This is a genomic window from Acinetobacter sp. ANC5681 (assembly GCF_023488045.1).
Taxonomy (GTDB): Bacteria; Pseudomonadota; Gammaproteobacteria; order Pseudomonadales; family Moraxellaceae; genus Acinetobacter.
On sequence record NZ_JAMFKZ010000001.1, the window covers coordinates 178,121 to 200,636 of the forward strand.

A 22,516-nucleotide genomic window follows, 5' to 3' on the forward strand; every position below is an offset into this window, starting at 1 on the left:
ATGTTAGATGAGTTTACTATAAAGATTATAGAGCACTAAGACAAATGTTTAAGGAGAATTTTGATGCCCGAAAGTAAACAAATTAAACGGAGTGTATTTTTTATTTCGGATGGTACTGCAATTACCGCAGAAACCCTTGGACATTCACTACTTGCGCAATTTCCGAATGTCGATTTTGATATTCATATTATGCCTTATATTACCACTGAAGAAGCTGCAATGAATGTGGTGGTTGACATCAATGGATGCCAATCAAGAGATGGATGTTTACCACTTGTTTTTGACACATTGGTAGACCCACATGTTCGTGAAATTATTAATACAGCTAAAGCCGTAAATTTGGATGTTTTCGAGGGATTAATTAGTAAACTTGAGCAAGAGTTGGGGACACCACCAACAACTTTAGTTGGACAGACCCATGCTGTAACAGATTCTGAATCTTATAAGGCTCGTATTGATGCAGTACATTTTGCATTAGACAATGATGATGGTGCTCGAACTCGTCATTATGATAAAGCTGACTTGATTTTAGTTGGCGTTTCTCGATCTGGGAAAACACCAACCTCGATTTATTTATCATTACAGTTTGGAATTCGTGTTGCGAACTATCCTTTAACTGAAGAAGATTTAGATGATAATCGTCTACCTGCTGTGCTACGAGCACATAAAAATAAGCTCTTTGGTTTAATGATTGATGCTGAGCGATTGGTCGCTATTCGTAGCGAACGAAAAGCCAATAGTCGTTATGCAAGTTTTAGTCAGTGCCAAATGGAATTACGTGCCATAGAGGGTATTTATATTTCTGAAGGTATTAAGTATTTGAACGTCACTGAAATGTCGATTGAAGAAATTTCAACGCGTATTTTACAGTTGACTGGTTTAAAACGTCGTATTGGCTAAATAGTATCTTTAAATGAGAAGCGTAGAGGATGGGCTACGCTTTTTTATTTTGAAGAAATAAGATTGGGAACCTCATAAAGCACCGCTTGATACCATTCAGGTCGATTCTGACTGTAAAAACCATGAAAGCTCGGATGAGACACTTGATGACATCCGTACAGACAAAAGCTTGAAGAATAATATTGATATTATGTTGCTGGATAAAAACTATAAATCTCAAGGAAAGTATCTACGTTACGGCAAGAAAAATACCTCCTATCAATACTTGGGCGTTGTGAAATAAGCATTGCGGAACGAGGCAATGCTTATTTGAAAATAGGATTGCCTACTAGTTTTTTAGCTCCATGAGCAAGCTAAAGTTTTCCAGACGTTTTTGTGTATCGTAAATATCACAGGTGAAGATAAACTCATCTACATCATATTGCGCGGCAATTTTTTCCAGTCCTGTTTTGACAGTTTCCTGTGAACCAATTTGAGCCATTGCATAGAAATTCTGGATGGCGAGTTGCTCAGCGCTGCTTGCCAGACCTTGTATTGATTCAGTTGGCGGTTTGAGTTTTAGACTGTGCCCCCGAATCAGGTTTAAAATACGCTGATAAGAACTGGTAGCTAAATATTGTGCTTCTTCATCAGTTGCCGCAACGACTGTTGGTACGCCCATTGACACATAAGGTTTATCAAGATATTCAGATGCTTGAAAATTCTCACGGTAAATTTCGATTGCTTGACCTAACATACGTGGAGCGAAATGTGATGCAAAAGAATAGGGAAGTCCCAACTTTGCAGCAAGCTGTGCGCTAAACAGACTTGAACCTAGCAACCAGACAGGTACATGAGTGCCTTGACCTGGGGTGGCAATAATTTTCTGGTTGGGTTGTGGGTCTTTAAAATATTGCAAAATTTCCATTACATCCTGAGGAAATTGATCTTCGGTTTCTTGACGGCCACGGCGTAAGGCCCGCATCGTCATTTGATCAGTTCCTGGAGCACGCCCCAAACCAAGTTCAAAACGATTTGGATAAAGTGTTGCTAAAGTCCCGAATTGTTCTGCAACAACTAATGGTGCGTGATTAGGTAACATGATGCCACCAGAACCTAAGCGAATTTTGTCTGTATTTGCTGCGATGAATCCTAGTAAAACTGCCGTTGCGGAACTCGCAATTCCATCCATATTGTGATGTTCAGCTAACCAGAAACGTTCATAACCAAGCTTTTCAGCGTGTTGAGCAACTTCTAGTGCATGACGAAGTGAAAATTCAATACTTTTATCGTCTCTGACAGGAGCTAACTCCAAAATTGAAAATTTGATCTCTTGTAGTGACTTCATTTTTTAACTCTCAAAATCATATATCGAAATAATACGATATAAGTTTGATTTTGTATATCGAATATTGTCGATATTTGTTGCGAATTGGATAAAATAAAAAAAGCGCCCGAAGGCACCAAAAGAGAAAGTGTTAGGATTTGATGATTAATCTTTATACCAACCACGGTGATAGCCATTATCATGACGGTAATGATGACGAGATTTATAGTATCTACGATCATCATAAGAACGACGGTTGTCGTAACGGCGCTCATCGTAAGAACGACGATTTTCGTAGCGGCGGTCTTCTTCACGATCTTGACCAACTTTTTGACCTAAAGCCGCACCACCTGCTGCACCCAAACCAGCACCAATATAGCCACCACTCGTTCCACCGACATTACGTCCAACGGTGTAACCACCAACACCGCCTAGTCCACCACCAATGGCGGCTTCAGTGCGATCACGTTTATTGCTTGATGCTGCTGCACCACCAGCACCACCAATTGCGGAACCAATCATGGCACCCGTATTACCGCCAAGTTGTTTACCAACTGCTGTACCAACAATACTACCAAGTGCTGAAGTTGCTGCAACACGTGCTGTATTATCTGCATGTGCAACAGTCATCATTGATGAGGTTGCCAAGATGACGCTACATAACCACATATTCGATTTCATAGTGAAACTCCTTATCCATTCTTTTGGACAGTATTCTTTTGCTTGAGACAAATGTAACAGGACTTTTAAGTGGAAATATGGAGCGCAATAGGATGATTGAGAGAGTTTGGCGAGAGTTTTGTATATGTTCTATTACAAATGAACAGATTGTGAATAAATTATAAAAAATAAGAATGAGTATGCTGTAAGCAACGATGCCTAGCTGAATCGAGTACAATAGACTGAGTTTGAGATGAGGATGTAGTTATGCTGTTGGAAAAAATTTTGCAATCGCAAGGCTTTGGTTCAAGAAAGTATTGCCAACAGTTAATTAAAAATGGTGCTGTGCAGATTGAAGGACAAATTTGTGAAAACCCTAAACAGAATATAAATACGGATCAGCTTTGTTTTCAAGTATTTGGCGAAGAATACCAATATCGAGAACATCTCTACATTGTTTTAAATAAACCGAAGGGCTATGAATGTTCACATCAGGCAACGCATCATAAAAGTGTATTTAGCCTACTGCCTGAAATTTTGATCCATCGAGGTATTCAATGCGTGGGAAGACTAGACCAAGATACCACAGGATTATTGTTATTGACTGATGATGGTCAATATTTACAAGCCTTAACCAATCCACGTAAGCATGTGCCAAAAGTTTATCATGTAACGACTGCCGATCCGATTTCAGCTGAGCAATTAATGGCTTTAGAACAGGGAGTTGAGCTAAGGAATGAAAAAGGTATTTATGCCGCAACCAATCTTCAACTATTTTCCACACATCAATTGGCAATGACAATTCATCAAGGTGTTTACCATCAAGTTAAACGTATGCTTGCAGCAGTCGGAAATAAAGTTGAGCTTTTACATCGCCAACAAATAGGATTACTTGAGCTTCCTGAATTACCAGAAGGTGAATGGATTTATCTTACATCTTCGCAAAAACAATTGAGTCAAAATATTGCTTTAGATATCGAGTAACTATTTTAAAAAACAGTGAAAGGTCTTGAATTCATCATCTTGAATAAATCCCATTTGTTCATAAAGACGGCGAGACTCATAATTATTTTTTTGTGTTTCGAGACTAATTCTTTGTGCATTTTCATGGCGAGCAAAAAGGATTGCGGTGTCAATTAATTGCTTAGCCGATCCTTGTTTTCGATAAGATGGGGTTACATAAACATCATCTAAAATATAATAGGTTTCGCAAGAAACAGATGAAAAAGCAAGGTACAGTAAAACAAAGCCTGTGAGCACATCATCTTTAACGTGAATGAAAATGACACTATCTTTATTTTCGAAACGATGTTTTAGAAATTGATAGGATTGTTCAATATTGGATGATGTACCATAGAATTGACGGTATTCATCAAACAAGACAGCAAGTTGGTGAAGATCTTCTTTTGTTGCTCGTTTAACAATCATTCCTGTCAATCCTTGCATTTATAATTTTATTTGGACTATCAGAATAACGAAAAAATTTAAGCTTAAAAAATAAAAACTTGTTTATAAATGCAACATTGTTAAGTTTTGTCACTTTCACCTAACAGTGCATTCAATTCTTCAAATAGATCTTCATGATCGTCTTCAACATGCAAATCTATAGCAGTTGAAGGATCATTTATTGCTGCATTTTTAGATTTACGGAGCTTGAGTAACTGTTCCATATTAATGTTTTGATTTTCAATCGCAAAAGGAATTGATTTCGTCAACACAACTTGTTTAAAGAAAAGACGAACAGCTTGGGCAGGGGATATACCTAACTGCTTAAAAACAGCAAAAGCCTGCTTTTTTTCCTGAGAATCAAGTCGAACCTGATAAACTTCTGTTTTTCGCATGAAAGATATGACCAAATATTTTTAGTTATCATCATGTATTCTAAACCATTGCAATGTAATTTCAATATTTCTGAAGTGAAAAAATAGCAATTTTGTCATTACGTTGTATTTACAATGTCAATTCAAATTTAGAAGTAAAATGCATTTCTTGATTTACAACGGGATCGATAAAATAAATCTCTTTTGCTAACAACTGTAGCGGTTGTTCAAAGTCATCATCGGCTTTATGTGCGACAACTGGATAAAACGGATCATTTAAAATTGGAATGCCTAAGTAATTAAGGTGGACACGCAATTGATGTTGTTTACCCGTCTTGGGTTTAAGCTGATATTTTGCGTAATGTTGATTGCGTTCCAAAAGCGCTATCAAAGTTTCAGAATTCTGAGGTTTTTCAGAATTAATTTGCATCGTGTAAAACGGCTGACCTTTTTCTAAATGGAGCTGTAATATTTGTGGGAAATGTAATTCAGCTCGATAAGCTGCAATCGCGTGATAGATTTTTTGAACTTTCCGATCTGCAAAAAGTTGTTGGTAGATTCCGCGCGATTCAGGTTTCTTGCTGAATAAAACCACGCCTGCCGTTTCCCGATCCAGTCGATGAATGGGGGTTAGGTCTTGATTGCCTGTTTGCTTTTTCAAGCGTACCAGTAAGGTTTCCTGAACATATTGCCCAGTTGGGGTCATGGTCAGGAAGTGAGGTTTATCAACCACGAGTAAATGTTCATTTTCGTATAAAATCTCATGCTGAAAAGGCACATGAGTTTCTTGAGCTAGGAAACGATAGTAAAAAATATGGCTATTGGGCGTATAGATACTGTCTATTTTTAATTTTTCACCATTCGCAGCATAGATTAATTCATCGCTAAAACGTTGTTGCCATTCGCTTGATTGAATATGTGGAAAGTGTTGGCAAAGATATTCAAAAACTGTGTTTACAGTGAGGTCATTGGGTAAAAAGACTTTACTGGCACTGACACCATTGATGAGAGGTGGAGTAAAACTTTCAATAATATTCATATTATTTGAGTGAGGCTGAATGGTGGAAACTAGGTATAAATCCCTCATCAAATGCTTTGACAAAAGATTCTGGCGTGAGGATATTCACAATCAGGTCATTTGGTAATTCAACTTCCTGTTGATAGCCATCAAAAGACCAAACCAAATAATGATTGTTTTTAAAGATTACGATTGCTTTTGAGTCATGCTCAAAGAAAGTGCCAATTGGTAAATCAGAAATTTTGGCTTGAAATATTTTCTTGTTTTTATCTGCTGTTAGTCGGTCGTGATGAATTTTTTTATCCATCTCTTTTACAGGTAGTGAAATACCAGTGTTGTTTGCATGAATCCATGCATTTTTAAACTGTTTATAGCGCTGGTTTTGACATTCTCCACAAGGACGGTGACCTGCCGCCAAGGCGGTTGCTTCATCTAAAAAGAACAGTTCAGAATAAGACTGTCCAAAAACCTCTCTTTTGACATTACCGAATGTGGTTAGACAGTTGATCCATGATTGGGTGGAAAATTGCTTAATGATTTGCTTGTCTGCATTATGCAGCTTACCACCACGATTCCCCATTAAAGTCGCACTTTTTGAGGGATGCGCGTTCAATTTCCCCCAAGGATCAACCCGATTTTGTAGAGTCATGTCTTCTCTTCAATGTTGTAAAAAAGAACCAAGGTATTGCTATGGATTAGGCTTTGAAGCTGTGCAATGTTATCATAGCGGGTATCCCAATTTTATTCTATTTGCCATGTCATATTCAGTGAAATTTACTTTAAATCATGAACAAGACACTCAAAAATTTGCGCAAGTGCTGTCACAACAAGTGCATTCAGGCGTTATATATTTGATTGGTGATTTAGGGGCTGGAAAAACGACATTTACGCGTTACTTTATCCAGAATCTTGGGCATCAAGGTTCAGTAAAAAGCCCAACTTATACCTTGGTTGAGCCATATACCATTCAAGGCAAAGAAATTTTCCATTTTGACTTGTATCGTTTAGATGATCCCTATGAATTAGAACTGATGGGAATTCGTGATTATTTAGAAACGCCAGATGCTTTATTCTTATTTGAATGGCCTTCAAAAGGTGGAGACGAAATTCCAAAAGCTGATCTAATCATTGATATTCAAAAATCGGATGATGAATTGACTCGGTTTGTCACGCTAACCAGTGAATCCGAATCTTTATCTCAAACTTTGCAGGAACAATTGAATGGCGCATGATTCAACTCGTCGTATTCATACCCTTGATGCTGCCTTAGCCAACCAGATTGCTGCGGGTGAGGTGATTGAACGTCCATCATCAGTTGTTAAAGAATTATTAGAAAATGCAATCGATGCTGGCGCAACCGAACTTATTATTCGGGTAGCGCAAGGTGGTTCGACCCTGATTGAAATCATTGATAATGGCCATGGAATTCATCCTGAAGATTTACCATTAGCGGTGATGCGGCATGCGACAAGTAAAATTAAAACATCGGAAGACTTGCATGCAATTGTTAGTTTAGGCTTTCGTGGAGAAGCATTAGCTTCGATTGCTGCAGTATCACGTTTGACGTTGACCAGTAGCCAAGATGAACAAGGCGTGGGCTATCGGGTTGAAGTGAATGGAACAGCATTTGATCATCAACAAATACAGGCTGTTGCAGCACAAAAAGGTACACATATTCGTGTACAAGATTTATTTTTCAATGTGCCAGCGCGCCGAAAGTTTTTAAAAAAACCAAGTACAGAATTTGGTCATATTGAAGAAATAGTCTGTCGTTTGGCTTTGACTCATTTTGAAATTCGTTTTGTACTCGAACATAACGATAATATTCGTTTAAATTTGCCGATTGCTGATAGTGGTGAATTACGTTATCAGCGTGTCCAGCAGCTGTTAGGTCAACAGTTTATCCAAAATGCCTATTGGATCGATGCTGAAAGTATCAATATGCGTTTGTCAGGCTGGTTAGGGCATCCTTCCGACGCACGAGCACAGGCTGACATGCAATATGTGTATGTGAATGGTCGTATTGTCAAAGACAAAACCATTTCACATGCGTTACGTATGGCCTATGAAGGAATTTTGCATGGTCATCAACATTCATCTTATTTATTGTTTTTAGAAGTTGATCCTGAAAATATCGATGTGAATGTACATCCAACTAAACATGAAATTCGTTTTTTGAACCAGCGTGAAGTACATGAGTTTGTACGGCATTATGCCAAAGCAACCTTGTCTCAATTTCAAACCGCAACTGCTGATTTAGCACAAGCGATGAAAACAGATGAAGCTGAGGCAGAAAATTTTAATTATCAGCCTCAGCCAAAATACCAAGAACAATTCAATTTACATCGAGCAGTAGCTGAGCCTGAGCGACAAGACAATCAGCAGGTTGTTGTTTCCACAGATTTACTCACTGAATTTAATCAAAGCCGCCCACAGGCAGTACATTACAATTCAACACCTCAAGAACCACGTTATAATGGCTCTGCACAGTTAAATAATGCACTCAAAAGCTATTTAGCGCCTTTACGTGAAGAAACAGAAGATGGAAATAATCAAGACCCATCACGTGTAGATGAGTTTCCTTTGGGGATTGCAATCGCACAACTGCATGGCATCTATATTTTGGCGCAAAATACTGAAGGCCTGATCATTGTGGATATGCATGCGGCACATGAACGTATCTTGTTGCAGCAGATGAAGTCGGCATGGGATAAACCTGAATTTTGGACTTCGCAACAACTGCTGATTCCTAAAGTTGTTTCCATTACTCGTATGCAAGCGACTCGCGTTGAAGATTTACAACCACAATTAGAACGTTTGGGGTTAGAAATTGATCAATATGGCGATGATCAAGTGATTGTGCGTGGTGTGCCTGCCATTTTGCATAAAGCTGACTTTAGTAATTTAATTCCAGAATTATTAAATGATCTTGATCCAAATGATGAAGCTAGAGGCCTATTACAAAAACGTGATGAGCTTCTTGCTGGTATGGCGTGTCATGGGGCTGTAAGAGCACATCGACAACTCAGTCTTTCGGAAATGAATGCTTTATTACGCCAAATGGAACAAACTGAATTTGCCAGTCAATGTAATCATGGGCGTCCAACTTGGCGCGCATTTCCATTGCATCAATTAGATAAATTATTTGCTCGAGGAGAGTAGTTTTACATGTCAAATCAATTGCCCGTCATCAATTTAATGGGGCCTACTGCAAGTGGTAAAACAGCATTGGCATGCGAACTCTATGAACGCGGTAATTTCGAATTGATTTCTGTGGATTCAGCTTTAGTTTATAAAGATATGGATATTGGGACTGCTAAACCCACAAAAGAAGAGCAACAACAATACCCGCATCACTTAATCGATATTATTACGCCATTGGATGTATACTCAGCAGTACAATTTGTTGAAGATGTTTGCCCATTAATTGATGACATGCATTCGCGTGGCAAAACACCAATTTTAGTGGGCGGCACAATGCTATATTTTAAATCGCTACTTGAAGGATTAGCTGATAATCTACCGAATGCGGATCAAAGTATTCGTGATGCAATTCTCGCTAAAGCTGATCTTGAAGGCTGGCAGTCTGTTTATGATGAATTGGCTTCTGTTGATCCAATTGCTGGACAAAAGTTCAAAGTTTCAGATAAACAAAGAATTATTAGGGCATTAGAAGTTTACCGAATTACAGGTGAACCCATAACAAAATTACAGGCAGAGCAGCCTAAAAATCAACCCTATCGTTACAAATTTCATAATTACGCATTGATGCCAGATCGGGTAGAATTACATCAACGTATTGAGCAACGTTTAAGCAAAATGTGGAGTATTGGTTTTTTAAATGAAGTAGAGGAATTAATTAGAAAATACGATTTAAGTGATAATTTACCATCCATGCGGTCTGTGGGTTATCGTCAAGCTTTAGATTTTTTATTAAAAAGTGACCTAAGTCTCAAAAATAAAGTAGAAATGGAGAACAAAGCATTATTTGCGACACGGCAACTTGCCAAACGTCAATACACTTGGTTACGTTCTTTGCAAGAAACACACGATTTTAAAACTTACGTGACGATAAAGCAGGCGAAAGAAGACTTGCGAAACTTCTTTGGATAAAGCAAAATTCGCAGGCTGTCTTTTTATAATTTTTAGTTGAAAAATAAAGATAGTTTTTTTGCGCTGATTTAAAAATTTTTTGGAGTTACAAATGTCTAAAGGTCAAACTTTACAAGATCCGTTCTTAAATTCTCTCCGTAAAGAACGTATTCCAGTTTCTATTTTCCTCGTGAACGGTATTAAATTACAGGGGCATATTGAGTCTTTTGATCAATATGTAGTTTTATTAAAAAACACTGTAAGTCAAATGGTTTATAAACACGCGATTTCTACAGTTGTACCTGCGCGTAACCCACGTCCAGCTGGCGCACAAGGTGCTACTGGTGGTTTCCCTGCACAAGGTGCTACTGGTGGTTTCGGTGGTCAAGGTTCTACTGGCGGCTTTGGTGGTCAAGGTGGCTTTGGCGGTCAAGGTGGTGGCTTCGGCGGTCAAGGTGGCTTCGGTGGTCAAGGTGGCTTCGGTGGTCAAGGTGGCTTCGGTGGTCAAGGTGGCTTCGGTGGTCAAGGTGGCTTCGGTCATCAAGGTGGCTTCGATAGCGAAACTAAATTTGAAGATGGTCAAGAAGACGAAAATAATCGTTAATTGATTTATGATCTTTTAAAAAAGCCAGTCTAATAATAGACTGGCTTTTTTTGTGTTTTTACATAGCTAGAAAAACTATGGAAATGATTGTTGCAGCTGCGTGCTGTAGTGTATTGGTCTCGATTCTTTTAAAATATTTAAAAGCAAAAGGTTTTGATATTTTTCAAATCATCGCGTGGAATTATTTGAGCGCAAGCCTTTTATGCTTTTATTGGTTTAAAACCGATATTACTCATATTTCTCTCAATAATACGCCTTGGTGGTTAATTCTTGTTTTAGGTCTATTATTACCAAGTATATTTTTATGCTTAGCCAAGTCGCTACAATTCGCTGGTATCTTAAAAACGGAAATTGCTCAGCGGCTTGCAGTCATACTGTCGTTATTAGCTGCCTATTTTATTTTTGGTGAGCAATTTAGCCAATTGAAATTAATTGGGTTTTTTTTCGGAGTTATGGCAATTTTAGCGATCATTATAGGACAGGCCACAGAGCAGGCAAGTAAAGGCATGAGCTTAAAATCAGCCTTATTTTTGTTTAGTGTTTGGGCGGGTTATGCAGCTATTGATGTATTACTAAAATATAGCAGTAGTTTAGGCTTACAGTTTGCGGTCACGCTAAATTTAACTTTTATTACAGCCTTTATTTTATCTATCATTTATATCGCCATTACCCAACCGAACTGGCAACCTAAAAACATTTTTATGGGATTATGTTTGGGTGTACTGAACTTTGCCAATATTGCTTTGTATGTTAAAGCACATATGATTTTCAAAGAAACGCCTGCGATTGTCTTTGCTGGAATGAATATACTAGTGGTTATTCTAGGTGTACTCAGTGGAGTGATTTTATTCAAAGAGCGCTTAAAAACTTATACCTGGATTGGATTAATCAGTGGTATTGTTTCAGTCATGTTATTGGCTAAAGCAATGATGAATTAAAACAGTGGGAGTAGATTGAGTCACTCCCATTGGATGATTGATTATTACAAACGTGTAAAAACAACCTCATCAGATAGTGGTGATTTAGGTAATTTTGCATTAAAGTCATTTTCGCTACGATAGCCGAGTGAAACAATAACAGATGCTTTTAAGCCTTGTATTCGGCAGAAATATCAGTACGTGTGCAAAATACTAAGGTGCGGGAAGAGTTTAGAACTTTAGTCGCGTTATAGATGTAATTGCCTGTCTGTGCTGATGCGATACGTTGTTTGGTCTCATCTGTTTCAGCAATTAAAAAAAGCTAAGGTTGAATATTTGCTGAAGAAGGGCTGAAGCGTAAAATTTAGAGTAGTTTTTCAAACTGTTCTTTTGGAATTTTTTTACTCGCATCGTGTACCTTGGTGGTGTAACGTGTTTTTGCGGTGTCTAGGGAATCCATCTATTATCAACCAAATAAAAAATCAGTTTATTTTACTGGATCTAGCAGGTAGGTAAAGTGTCTAAATGTGATTTGGGTATCGATAAAAGTCGAATGGAATAAAGATCAATAGGTCCACTTTTTAAAATTCAAGCTGCTATTTTCTTGTTCGTTAATTTCTAAAATCCAAGCGGAGTCTTCTCGCCAATCACCTAAAACAATACGTTGTTTATTCAACACTTGATGAATTTCAGGGCGATGGGTATGGCCATGAATTAAATAATCGACTTCAGTAATGACATTTTCAACTGCTTTGGCATTTACATCCATGATGTCATAGCTTTTTAGTTGTTTGGTTTCACTACTCTTTTTACGGAAGCCATTGGCGAGCTTTTGTCTAAAGCTGAGAGGGGTACGTTTTATTAGCCCTAATAAGATGGGATTGCGAATCACTTTGCGAAAACGCTGATAGGCAACATCATCAGTGCAGAGCGCATCGCCATGCTCCAGTCGGAACGTATGTCGCTGAATATTTAAGGTATAAACGTTAGGTAATAAAATCCCATTAAATTGCTTTAAGAATTTTTGACCTAAGGCAAAATCACGATTCCCCACTTGGAAATAAACTTGGTTATTCGCTGCGGTGAATTTTTGCAAAGCGCTGACAATTTCATCTAACCACGGGGCGGTGTAATCATCCCCAATCCAAGCATTAAACCAATCACCCAAAATATAGAGGTGTGTGTTTTTATCCTGATATTGTTTCAATAAAGCCAAAAACCCTCGAACGAGTCGAGGGTGATCAGGTGACAAGTGTAAATCTGAAATAAACAGATAAGTCACAAAGAATCCTGTTGGATAAAATTATTCAGAGATAATTTTAGCAGATTCGATAACTACATTCTCTAAAGGAACATCAGCATGATAACCACGGTTACCAGTACGGACACCTTTAATTGCAGCTACAACATCCATACCTTCAACAACTTTACCAAATACTGCATAACCCCAACCTTGTGCTGTTTTACCAGTGTGGTTCAGAAAAGAGTTGTTTTTAACGTTGATAAAAAATTGAGCAGATGCAGAGTGCGGAGCTTGAGTACGCGCCATTGCAATTGTGCCTTCATCATTGCTTAAACCGTTGTCTGCTTCGTTTTCGATTGAATCACGAGTTGCTTTTTCTTTGAAGTTTTCGTCCATGCCACCACCTTGGATCATAAAACCATCAATCACACGGTGGAAAATTACGCCGTCATAGAAACCGTCGCGTACATATTCTAAGAAATTTGCAACCGTTTTTGGTGCTTTTTCAGCGTTAAGCTCAAGAACAATACGACCTTTATTGGTATTTAATTCGACTTGAGGAAAACTCATTACATTAATCTCCTAAACATGGGTTTGTGACCATGGGTTTTTGGTTGAGAGAAGCATAAGCAAACTGTAAACTACAAGGCAAGTAAAAAACGTTAAAATCTTTCATAAATAGCAAAGATTGCGTTTTTATTTCCCATTTTTAACTGTAATAAGTGATTTACACCCTATGAAGCCAAATGATGTTGTTTCAGAACTGCCAAAGACCCCGACGCCAAATACTCATGCCTCTGTCGATGCCGCGCAGCAAGAACAACAGGCAGGCTTGGACTTTGTACGTCAGGTGATTACCGATGATTTAAAAGAAGGTCGTACCCAAAAAGTTGTAACTCGTTTCCCGCCTGAGCCAAATGGGTATCTGCATATTGGTCATGTCAAAGCAATTTGTTTGAACTTTGGTATTGCCGAAGAATTTGATGGTCTATGTAATTTACGTTTTGACGATACAAACCCAGATGCCGAAGAACAAGAATATGTTGATGGTATTGCCAATGATGTGAAATGGTTGGGCTTTAACTGGAATGGTGAGCCACGTTATGCTTCTGGTTATTTCGATCAACTTTACACGTGGGCTGTTCAATTAATTGAACAGGGGGATGCCTATGTGGACTTGCAAACACCTGAAGAAATCAAGTTGAATCGCGGTAGCTTTGTGGAGCCAGGTAAAAACTCACCATACCGTAATGCGACTGTGGAAGAAAATCTGGCGCGTTTTGAGCAAATGCGTAATGGTGAGTTGGGCGAGGGCAAAGCGGTTTTACGTGCCAAAATTGATATGACTAGCCCGAATGTACACATGCGTGACCCAATCCTTTATCGCGTGTTGCACTCAGAACATCACCAGACAGGTGACAAGTGGAAAATGTATCCAATGTATGACTATGCTCATCCATTGTCTGATGCAATTGAGGGTATTACCCACTCACTCTGTACTTTAGAGTTCCAAGATCACCGTCCGTTCTATGACTGGGTGATTGAGAAAGTCCACTCTCAGGCTGTACCGCGTCAATATGAGTCATCACGTTTAAACATCGATTACACGATTACTTCTAAACGTAAATTGCGTAAATTGGTTGAGGGTAACCATGTACAGGGTTGGGATGATCCGCGTATGCCAACCGTAGTGGGGATGCGTCGTCGTGGTTTTACTCCAGAAGGTTTGCGCGATTTTTGTAAGCGTGTCGGTGTGTCGAAAACAGATGGTATTGTTGATGTAGCAATGCTTGAATTCTGTATTCGTCAATCTTTGGAAAATGCCGCAGCGCGTGGAATGGCTGTACTGAATCCATTAAAAGTCACATTGACTAATTTACCTGAAGAATTAGATTTAACTCATTCACGTCATCCAAATGTTGATATGGGCGAACGTATCATTCCTTTAACACGTGAAATCTATATTGATCGTAAAGACTTTGAAGAGGTTCCACCAAAAGGATTTAAACGTTTGATTCCAGAAGGCGAAGTGCGTTTACGCCATGCTTATGTGATCAAGTGTGATGAAGTAATCAAGGATACCAATGGTGAAGTAATTGAGCTTAAATGTTCAATTGATCCTGAAACATTAGGCAAAAACCCTGAAGGTCGTAAAGTCAAAGGGGTTATTCATTGGGTCTCTGCAACGAAAGGTATACCTGCTGAAATTCGTATTTACGATCGTTTATTTACCGAAGCTGCGCCAGATGCAGATGATGATTTCTTGGCAAATCTAAATCCTGAATCATTAAAAGTCGTTCAAGCGGTGATTGAGCCTGCTTTGGCACAAGCGCAACCTGAAGATCGTTTCCAGTTTGAGCGTGAGGGGTATTTTGTTGCAGATCAACATGATCATCAAGCTGAAAAACCAGTGTTTAACCGTATTCTTGATCTTAAAGATAGCTTTAAAGTAGAGAAGAAATAACCTTTAGGTGAATTTGAACTCTTTTTAGCTCGAAGAATTTAGTTCAGACATGGAAAAGCCCAATTTTAAATTGGGTTTTTCTATTATATTATGGATTTATGTGATAGAAATAAATAATCATTGAAATAAGTAAAGCCGTCGACATGAATAAATAAGTATTGATTGAGTGAAAACTTTTTATTAACTTGATCATATTTTTATTCCAACTAAAAGAGTGTAAATGAATAATGTTATTTTATTGCTTTTTTAGAAAATAGCTTGCGAGTACTGTCGTTACTTATTGGTCTTAATGTTTGTTTCTGTAATAAAATTTTAATAAGTGTAATATTCTATTTTTCAAATAACTAATTTAAGTTAGGCAAATAGTATGTCTAAATTTATCATAAACATACTGTTTTCGAGTCATGAATTCAATCATCAAGTTTTTCTAAAAAAAATTCAATAATTGCCCTGCATTTACTTTCTAATTGTTCAGCATAATTTAAATTAGCTTGTCGTAACTGAGGAATTGATAAGCCTGCATGCCGTATTTCACACGTATGCCCAATGAGCCATTTCTCAAAACTGTGTTGGTTTATCTCAAGATGAAATTGTAAAGCTAGAATATTATTTCCCACGGCGAATGCCTGATTTGGATAAATTTCTGAGCTAGCGAGTAAAGTTGCTTGTGATGGTAAATCGAAAGTATCACCATGCCAGTGTAAGACATGAATATTTTCTAATCCTGATAATGGGTTTTGATCAAGATTTTTTATTTCTAATGGGCTCCAACCAATTTCTTTTTGATGGCCTGCGTAGACTTTTGCACCTAATGCATGTGCGATCAATTGTGCGCCTAAACAAATACCAATAGTTGGTTTATTCGCATTCAAGCGTTGCTTAAGACCTTCAATTTCTTCTATAAGAAAAGGGTAGTCTTCAGTTTCATAAACACCAATTGGTCCACCAAGGATAATGGTAAGACCTTCATAATTTAAAGCGGGTTTAAGATCATCCACACCCGCTTCAAAATAACGAACACGGGAACCGAGTTGATAAAAAATATCTTCTAATGAACCTAAATCTTCAAATGCAAGATGTTGAATTGCATAAACTGTTTTAGGCAAAGAAATTGAAGTATCCATAATCTGTGTAATCACTATAAATAGAGCTTAGTTAAGGCATTTTTTGTTCAAGCCAAGAAAATAAATCCTCATAGACTTTCTTTCGCACAGGCGGTGCAGATAAGACTAAATCATGTAAGCCATTTTTGATTGCTAAGGTTTGTACGTCACCTTTCATTTTCTTTGCATTGTGTGTCATATCTTTGACATCTAAAATCACATCACTTTGCTGTGCATCAACACCCCATTTTTTTGGATATTTGGATTGGTGTGAATGCATAATCAAGGTTGGAATATTTAAACTAATACCGCGATGGATTTCTTTTTGTGCTTTGTGGATCGCATTTACAAAACATAAATGAACATAAGGGAGTGATTTGGGCTTCCAATTTAAGTTGAAATCCCATTCACCATAGAAATCTTTATGTAGACTTGGTGTATACCATTGATTTAAGCCACTTGGGAATTTAGCATTTGGTAAACGTTCGCCAACTTCGCTTAATAAGGGAATACCAACTTTTTTCTCTATTACACTTTTATAAAAATCATAAAAAGGACTGTTGGTCCATAGTGCTTTAATCAGGCGATGATCTGGGTAATGTGCGGCGTAGAGCGTTGTAATTAAGCCGCCCGTTGAGTGCCCAGCAAGTAAAACTTGATTGTGATTTTCTTGACCAATAATTTCGAGTGCTTTAGTGATTTCAGCATCATATTCACGTAAGTCGAGTAGATAATAAAACTTTTGATGCGGTAATTTTGAGCGACCATATTTTCTGAGATCGAGAGCATAAAAATCATAACCATGCTGGTTAAATTGTTCTGCCATTTCTGTTTGGAAAAAATAGTCAGAAAAACCATGAATATATAGAACTGCTTTCTTGGTGGCTTGAGCTGATTTCTTGCGAACTAATGTTGCAACGACTTTCCCATCATAATCATCAGCAAAATTTAAAGTGAGTTGCTGATAATCTTCTCCCAATATATCTGTTTGATATTTATATGAATTTGAAATGTTCATTTTTATATCTAATCTGAATTAATTAAGAAACACATTAAATGAAAATGTTTGGATGTCAATGTAAAAGTGAGATACAAACAGTTCTCAAAATCAGTTTGAGTTTTTACTTTTACAAAAAAATCGTTAAGCTATGTGCTGTTGTTTTCGACTGAAGAAATTATGAAACAAGAGACTGCACTGAAGTTACTTAAAGCTGGGGAAAATGTTTTTTTAACAGGTTCCGCGGGTGCAGGAAAAACCTATACGCTAAATCAATATATTCACTATCTTAAAGCGCGAAAAGTCCCCGTTGCGATTACGGCTTCTACAGGGATCGCGGCTACGCATATGAATGGAATGACCATTCATACATGGGCAGGGATTGGAATTAAAGATCGTTTGAATGATGATGATCTGAAGCGTATGAAAGAGCGTAAATATTTAAAAGAGCATTTAGAAAATGCCCAAGTCTTGATTATTGATGAAATTTCAATGCTGCACGCCAAACAGCTTAATTTAGTCAATCAGGTGCTTAAATACTTCAAAGAAAGTGATGAAGCTTTTGGTGGAATTCAAGTCATTGTTGCAGGTGACTTTTTCCAGTTACCACCAGTAGGTAAGAAAGATGAAAGTAATCGAGATAAATTTTGCTTTATGTCTGAAGCGTGGGTTGAAGCAAAATTCCGAGTTTGCTATTTGACTGAGCAACACCGTCAGGATGATGAAATTTTAAATCAGATATTAAATGCGATTCGAGCACAGAGCATTCAGCAGAATCATATTTTCGCATTACAACAATCGCGTCAGCACGATATTGGCGAGACCTTTACCCGTTTATACACACATAATATGGATGTGGATAACATCAATTATCAGCATCTGAACGAAATTGAGAATGAAAGTCATCAATTTAATGCTGTTGTTGATGGCAACGACAAATTAATCGAAACACTGAAGTCCTCGGTACGCGCACCTGAAGAATTGACCCTTAAAAAGCATGCCAAAGTGATGTTTGTCAAAAATAACTTTGATATGGGCTATATCAATGGCAGTTTAGGTGAAGTGATTGGTTTTGAGGAAGATGATAAACAAGGGATTTTACCAAAAGTCAAATTGACAGATGGAACGACATTACTTGTTGAACCAGAAACATGGTCAATTGAAAATGAAGCAGGCAAGGTGATTGCAAGTTATCAGCAAATTCCTTTACGTTTGGCATGGGCAATCACTATTCATAAAAGTCAGGGTATGACTTTAGAAGCAGCAGAAATTAATTTAACGCATACTTTTGAAAAAGGTCAGGGTTATGTGGCTTTGTCTCGATTAAAGTCACTAACTGGACTGAAATTGCTTGGGTTTAATGAACAAGCACTTGAGTTGGATAGTTTAGCAATTAAAGCAGACCGCCGTTTTCAGGAATTATCGACCGAAGCAGAAGTGAATTTTGAAAATATTGATCTAACCCCACAGCATAATGCCTTTATTCGTCATTGTGGCGGCACGCTGAATGCAACTGAAATTGCACGCAACGAGAAAAAACTTTCGAAAGGCGAAAAACAGAATTATGCAGCAGCGACTTTAGAGGAAACACGTGCTTTATTTGAAGATGGTTATGAAATTGAAGATATCGCGCATGAGCGAGGGCTAACGCCTGCAACGATTATTAACCATCTCGCGCGATTGCATAAAGAGCAAGGATTAGATATTTCCATTGCCAACCCTGGTGATGAAGTCGTTGAAGAAGTTCGTAAGATTTATAAACGTTTACACAAACGTAAAAATCCTGAGCATTTTACCGATGATGGTTCAATTAAGTTACGTCCAATTGTGGAAGCTACAAGTCCGCGTATGGCTTATGATCAAGTCCGTTTAGCGTTACTGTTTATCGAATAAGGGATTTAAATGCCTCATCTGATTGCAAATTATTCAGCAAATTTAGCTGATCTTGATCAGCAAAAACTTCTTAAGCTAGTCAATACAGTATTGGTTGAGACTGGATTATTTAGTGCCCATGATATTAAGTCGCGCATTTTTAAAGATGAGGTGTTTTTGATTGGGTTGGAGGATCATCAAGAAGCTTATGTTCATCTAAAACTTTATATTTTGAGTGGACGAACCCAAGTTCAGAAGCAAGCAACAGGTGAGGCATTACTCCGATTGTTAGAACAAAAAGATTATCTAAAAAATGAGGCTGAATATTCAATTCAATTATGTGTTGAAGTGATTGATATGCCAAAAGAGAATTATTTTAAGGCAACGGTCTAATTTGATTTGAAAATCCGCAATTCTGATCAAGTTTACAGGATATGAATCTGGCAAATTAGCTCTCATCAAATGAATTGAGTTAAATGTATGACGCTATATGATCAGAAGTTGCAACGTGTATGTGAGTACATCCAGCAACATCTAGATGATGAGCTGGATCTGAATACGTTGAGTCAAGTTGCATCACTATCTAAATTTCATTTTCATCGCATTTTTGTAGCGAATACAGGTGTGAATCTGATGAAGTTTATTCAGTTGTGTCGTTTAAAACGAGCATCATTTCAACTTGCATTTTCTACTGACACCAAAATTATTGATATTGCCTTGCAGTCTGGTTTTGATAGCCCTGAAGCATTTAGCCGCGCATTTAAACGTTCATTTGATCAAACCCCAAGCGCTTTTAGAGAACAGCCACGTTGGTCATCTTGGCATGAAAGGTTTGTTTTTTCATTACCTCCGAGAGAAATCATGATAAACGTTAATATTGTAGAAAGAGCAGAAGAGAAAATTGCATTTATTTCTCATTACGGTGCACCAGAACGTGTATTTGAAACGGCAGCACGATTTATTCAGTGGCGCAAAGAAACGGGATTATCTCCTATAGCAAAAAGCCGCACCTACGGTATTCCATTTTCTGACCCTGAACAGACTTTAAGTGATGAATTCCGTTTTGATATTGCTGGAACAATCACGGCGGATATCCCTGAAAATACATAAGGTGTAAGCACTGGTACTCTTCTCAAAGGCAATTATGCCGTGATTCGGCATTTGGGTAGTTACGATCATATTAAAGACAGTGTTTACTATCTATATCGAGACTGGTTACCACAATCAGCGCTTGAAGTAGGGGATTTTTCCGTCTTTTTTCACTACCACAACTTTGTTCATGACGTAGATGAATGTGATTTGATCACAGACATTTATTTGTTACTGAAATAGGGGTTAAGCTCTGCGAATAAGCAGAGCTGAATTATAAAATTTCAATGTCTACATATTGCCGAATTAAATTATCATCGAGCATATGAATATAATCTAAAAAAGCGATATTAAAGCTTCCAACTGTTTGGGCATGGTCATATGCCAGTTTGCCTGCAATAGCAAAATGAATATGTGCAGCAAGCGCCGCAATGGTTGAATTCGTTACTGCATGATAAGCGGCGGTTAATGCTCCTAGAGCGCAGCCTGTTGCAGTAATTTTAGGCTGTAAATGGCAACCACCATTTACTTTGATTACCATATCCAATTGTTTGGAAATGATATAGTCAGATTCACCAGAAATCGCAACACATTCAGTATGCTGTAACAAGCTTTTTGATTGAGCATAGACATCATGGCTATTTAATGTGCTATCAACGCCTTTAGATTGAACTTGACTACCCGCTAAAGTGCTGATTTCAGATGCATTGCCACGGATAATCGTAGGTTGAAACTTGAGTAATTGATCGACAGTTTCACTACGCCATTTCAGGATTGATCCATAGCCAACAGGATCGAGTACCCATGGTCTTTGTTGCTGTTGCGCTGTTTCAGCAGAAATGAGCATCGCTTGAGTTTGTTCAGTCGTCGGTGTACCAATGTTGATGCTTAAAGCTGCACAAATGTTTGTAAAATCTGCTGCTTCAAATGGATTGTCGATCATTGCGGGCGATGCACCAGCTGCAAGTAAGATATTTGCGACGTAATTATTGGCGACACTATTGGTAATACATTGTACCAATGGGGCTTGTTGCTGAAGAGCTTGCCAAGCTTCAATCACTTGTTCAATCAGTTGTTGTTTTTGTGACATTCATCACCCCTTAAAAATTTACAAAAATAATAGTCTAACGCGTAAAGTAGTGGTCTTGATGCTTACATCGACGACAAATCAATGATACATAGTCTGTAGCATCATAATCGACTACAAGATCATTTGAACCGCAATACATGCAACGCTTTACTGCATAAAAATTTAAACGAGGTTCAATCTTGCGCCAAGATTTCCAGACAGGTTGAATAAAAACACTTTCGTCATAACCCAAGAATTTAAATAATAATACTTCGCTCATTTTACTAAATGGAATGGTGTATGGGCGAGGTAATGTCGTGGTTTCCCAACGTTCAGCCACAGCGCGTTCACGATATTGTGCTAATGTCTTTTTGAGTAAGTTGGTATTAATAAATTTATCGTTTCTTGGCTGCAATGCGTTTTGCTTATAGAGATACTCTAACGCAGTTTGAATTAAGTAAAAAATTTGACCCACTGCGAGTCCTTCCATCAAGCGATAGCAAAAGGCCTGAAAGGAGCGATTGCCTGCAATTTGAATTCCCCAAGTTCTACAATAAAACTGCATGAACTGGACGATTTCTTGATAAAGAATCAAATACAAAGCATCTTTAACTTCATCTGTTGTTTTGAAGGGAATACCTAAACTTAGATTCTCATAAAACCAATGGCGCAATTGTTGGGTTACACTAAACAAACTCGGATCAGAATAACCATCAAGCCGAAGATTAAGATAAAAATGTTCTGTTTCTAGGCTCGAATCTTGTGATTTAAAGATGCCTAATTTGAGTAACTCTTGAACGAGTTGATTTTGAAATAAATAATTGGGGGTGAAATCATGATATTTAATGTTCTTCCAGTGGATGAATTCATCATGCTGTACATCTTCACGAGCATAACTGTCCAACAAACTTAGTAAAAATAATTTATGCATAAAGCTGAGTTGATTCAGGCTATAAATCACTTCATCTTTGACTTTGTATTTACGTTGTTCTTGTAAAATGGTTTGTTGAGTTTGTTTTTTGCGTTGAGCGGTGCATTGAGCACAATGGCAATTCAGTTTGCTGTCACTTTTAAATACACGATGTTGGCAATGACTACATTCATGAAATTGAAATTCTTGACTGTATTGTTCGGCTTCAACCCAAAACATGGAGGCTTGGCACAGAGGGCAATGGCTACTTTCATCTAACTGCTTTTGCAGAATCTGTAAATCCATTGACAATAAACCTATATAACCACGAAAAGTAAGGATTATACATTGCTCGTGCTCGGAGTGAGAAAAAGATTATTTGAACCGAAAAAGTAGTTTTGTATTGAGATTTAATCCACTGAATTTTATATAAAAGCTAAGCAGGTGGCTTA

Annotated in this window: 22 protein-coding genes and 2 pseudogenes; 11 read left to right on the plus strand and 13 right to left on the minus strand. The window is 37.8% G+C overall.

Going from position 1 to position 22,516, the window contains the following annotated elements; all coding sequences use genetic code 11:
- Nucleotides 1–63 precede the first annotated feature (63 nt).
- Nucleotides 64–900, plus strand: a complete 837-nt coding sequence (ppsR, locus tag M5121_RS00845) for a posphoenolpyruvate synthetase regulatory kinase/phosphorylase PpsR (protein WP_004661375.1) — start codon at nucleotides 64–66, stop codon at nucleotides 898–900.
- A gap of 328 nt (nucleotides 901–1,228) precedes the next feature.
- On the opposite strand, the gene M5121_RS00850 is transcribed toward ppsR, so the two are convergent.
- On the minus strand, nucleotides 1,229–2,227 hold the full coding sequence (locus tag M5121_RS00850) for an LLM class flavin-dependent oxidoreductase (RefSeq protein ID WP_249569984.1): 999 nt from the start codon (nucleotides 2,225–2,227) through the stop codon (nucleotides 1,229–1,231).
- A gap of 144 nt (nucleotides 2,228–2,371) precedes the next feature.
- A complete protein-coding gene (locus M5121_RS00855) occupies nucleotides 2,372–2,887 on the minus strand; it encodes a glycine zipper domain-containing protein (protein ID WP_087544278.1) in 516 nt (171 codons plus the stop codon).
- 246 nt (nucleotides 2,888–3,133) lie between these two features.
- Between M5121_RS00855 and M5121_RS00860 the strand changes: the two genes are divergently transcribed.
- Nucleotides 3,134–3,850 (plus strand): pseudouridine synthase, encoded by a 717-nt coding sequence (locus tag M5121_RS00860; protein ID WP_249569986.1) that lies wholly within the window; start codon nucleotides 3,134–3,136, stop codon nucleotides 3,848–3,850.
- Here M5121_RS00860 and M5121_RS00865 read toward each other — a convergent pair whose 3' ends face one another.
- From M5121_RS00865 to M5121_RS00880, 4 genes are all read right to left on the minus strand, one after another.
- Nucleotides 3,851–4,294, minus strand: a complete 444-nt coding sequence (locus tag M5121_RS00865; protein WP_087536111.1) for a GNAT family N-acetyltransferase — start codon at nucleotides 4,292–4,294, stop codon at nucleotides 3,851–3,853.
- A gap of 98 nt (nucleotides 4,295–4,392) precedes the next feature.
- Nucleotides 4,393–4,707 carry a type II toxin-antitoxin system RelB/DinJ family antitoxin gene (locus M5121_RS00870; protein WP_087544280.1) on the minus strand — a complete coding sequence of 105 codons (315 nt, stop codon included), beginning with the start codon at nucleotides 4,705–4,707 and terminating at the stop codon, nucleotides 4,393–4,395.
- Between the two features lie 109 nt (nucleotides 4,708–4,816).
- Nucleotides 4,817–5,725, minus strand: coding sequence for a pseudouridine synthase (locus M5121_RS00875; protein WP_249569988.1), 909 nt, complete (start codon nucleotides 5,723–5,725; stop codon nucleotides 4,817–4,819).
- Nucleotide 5,726: 1 nt separating this feature from the next.
- Entirely contained in the window at nucleotides 5,727–6,353 is a 627-nt protein-coding gene (locus M5121_RS00880) for a hypothetical protein (protein WP_249569989.1), read from the minus strand.
- 106 nt (nucleotides 6,354–6,459) lie between these two features.
- On the opposite strand from M5121_RS00880, the gene tsaE reads away from it, so the two are divergent.
- From tsaE to M5121_RS00905, 5 genes are all read left to right on the plus strand, one after another.
- Complete coding sequence (gene tsaE / locus M5121_RS00885) at nucleotides 6,460–6,936, plus strand: tRNA (adenosine(37)-N6)-threonylcarbamoyltransferase complex ATPase subunit type 1 TsaE (RefSeq protein ID WP_249569990.1); 477 nt, start codon at nucleotides 6,460–6,462, stop codon at nucleotides 6,934–6,936.
- A complete protein-coding gene (gene mutL, locus M5121_RS00890; protein ID WP_249569991.1) occupies nucleotides 6,926–8,866 on the plus strand; it encodes a DNA mismatch repair endonuclease MutL in 1,941 nt (646 codons plus the stop codon). Before tsaE ends, mutL begins: the two co-directional genes overlap by 11 nt.
- A gap of 6 nt (nucleotides 8,867–8,872) precedes the next feature.
- On the plus strand, nucleotides 8,873–9,817 hold the full coding sequence (miaA, locus tag M5121_RS00895; protein ID WP_249569992.1) for a tRNA (adenosine(37)-N6)-dimethylallyltransferase MiaA: 945 nt from the start codon (nucleotides 8,873–8,875) through the stop codon (nucleotides 9,815–9,817).
- A gap of 91 nt (nucleotides 9,818–9,908) precedes the next feature.
- Nucleotides 9,909–10,400, plus strand: a complete 492-nt coding sequence (hfq, locus tag M5121_RS00900) for an RNA chaperone Hfq (protein WP_249569993.1) — start codon at nucleotides 9,909–9,911, stop codon at nucleotides 10,398–10,400.
- Nucleotides 10,401–10,477: 77 nt separating this feature from the next.
- The gene (locus M5121_RS00905) at nucleotides 10,478–11,338 is read left to right on the plus strand and encodes an EamA family transporter (protein WP_249569994.1); all 861 of its coding nucleotides are present in this window, start codon (nucleotides 10,478–10,480) and stop codon (nucleotides 11,336–11,338) included.
- A gap of 44 nt (nucleotides 11,339–11,382) precedes the next feature.
- On the opposite strand, the pseudogene M5121_RS00910 reads toward M5121_RS00905, so the two are convergent.
- The 3 genes and pseudogenes from M5121_RS00910 to M5121_RS00920 all read right to left on the minus strand — a co-directional run bounded on the left by M5121_RS00910 (nucleotide 11,383) and on the right by M5121_RS00920 (nucleotide 13,130).
- Nucleotides 11,383–11,777: pseudogene (locus M5121_RS00910) on the minus strand (nitroreductase family protein).
- Between the two features lie 105 nt (nucleotides 11,778–11,882).
- Nucleotides 11,883–12,599 (minus strand): UDP-2,3-diacylglucosamine diphosphatase, encoded by a 717-nt coding sequence (locus M5121_RS00915; protein ID WP_249569995.1) that lies wholly within the window; start codon nucleotides 12,597–12,599, stop codon nucleotides 11,883–11,885.
- Nucleotides 12,600–12,620: 21 nt separating this feature from the next.
- A complete protein-coding gene (locus tag M5121_RS00920) occupies nucleotides 12,621–13,130 on the minus strand; it encodes a peptidylprolyl isomerase (RefSeq protein ID WP_004638567.1) in 510 nt (169 codons plus the stop codon).
- Nucleotides 13,131–13,296: 166 nt separating this feature from the next.
- On the opposite strand from M5121_RS00920, the gene M5121_RS00925 reads away from it, so the two are divergent.
- A complete protein-coding gene (locus tag M5121_RS00925) occupies nucleotides 13,297–15,024 on the plus strand; it encodes a glutamine--tRNA ligase/YqeY domain fusion protein (protein WP_249569996.1) in 1,728 nt (575 codons plus the stop codon).
- 410 nt (nucleotides 15,025–15,434) lie between these two features.
- Here the strand turns inward: M5121_RS00925 and M5121_RS00930 are convergent, their stop codons facing one another.
- Together M5121_RS00930 and M5121_RS00935 are read right to left on the minus strand one after the other, a co-directional pair.
- Complete coding sequence (locus tag M5121_RS00930; protein WP_249569997.1) at nucleotides 15,435–16,148, minus strand: glutamine amidotransferase; 714 nt, start codon at nucleotides 16,146–16,148, stop codon at nucleotides 15,435–15,437.
- Between the two features lie 31 nt (nucleotides 16,149–16,179).
- Nucleotides 16,180–17,145 carry an alpha/beta hydrolase gene (locus M5121_RS00935; protein WP_249569998.1) on the minus strand — a complete coding sequence of 322 codons (966 nt, stop codon included), beginning with the start codon at nucleotides 17,143–17,145 and terminating at the stop codon, nucleotides 16,180–16,182.
- 159 nt (nucleotides 17,146–17,304) lie between these two features.
- On the opposite strand from M5121_RS00935, the gene M5121_RS00940 reads away from it, so the two are divergent.
- The 3 genes and pseudogenes from M5121_RS00940 to M5121_RS00950 all read left to right on the plus strand — a co-directional run bounded on the left by M5121_RS00940 (nucleotide 17,305) and on the right by M5121_RS00950 (nucleotide 20,328).
- On the plus strand, nucleotides 17,305–19,017 hold the full coding sequence (locus M5121_RS00940; RefSeq protein ID WP_249569999.1) for a DEAD/DEAH box helicase: 1,713 nt from the start codon (nucleotides 17,305–17,307) through the stop codon (nucleotides 19,015–19,017).
- Nucleotides 19,018–19,026: 9 nt separating this feature from the next.
- Nucleotides 19,027–19,389 carry a 5-carboxymethyl-2-hydroxymuconate Delta-isomerase gene (locus M5121_RS00945; protein ID WP_249570000.1) on the plus strand — a complete coding sequence of 121 codons (363 nt, stop codon included), beginning with the start codon at nucleotides 19,027–19,029 and terminating at the stop codon, nucleotides 19,387–19,389.
- An 87-nt stretch (nucleotides 19,390–19,476) separates the two neighbouring features.
- Nucleotides 19,477–20,328, plus strand: a pseudogene (locus M5121_RS00950) (AraC family transcriptional regulator).
- 31 nt (nucleotides 20,329–20,359) lie between these two features.
- On the opposite strand, the gene thiM reads toward M5121_RS00950, so the two are convergent.
- A complete protein-coding gene (gene thiM, locus M5121_RS00955) occupies nucleotides 20,360–21,175 on the minus strand; it encodes a hydroxyethylthiazole kinase (RefSeq protein ID WP_249570001.1) in 816 nt (271 codons plus the stop codon).
- A 34-nt stretch (nucleotides 21,176–21,209) separates the two neighbouring features.
- Nucleotides 21,210–22,370, minus strand: coding sequence for a hypothetical protein (locus M5121_RS00960; RefSeq protein WP_249570002.1), 1,161 nt, complete (start codon nucleotides 22,368–22,370; stop codon nucleotides 21,210–21,212).
- Between the last annotated feature and the right edge of the window lie 146 nt (nucleotides 22,371–22,516).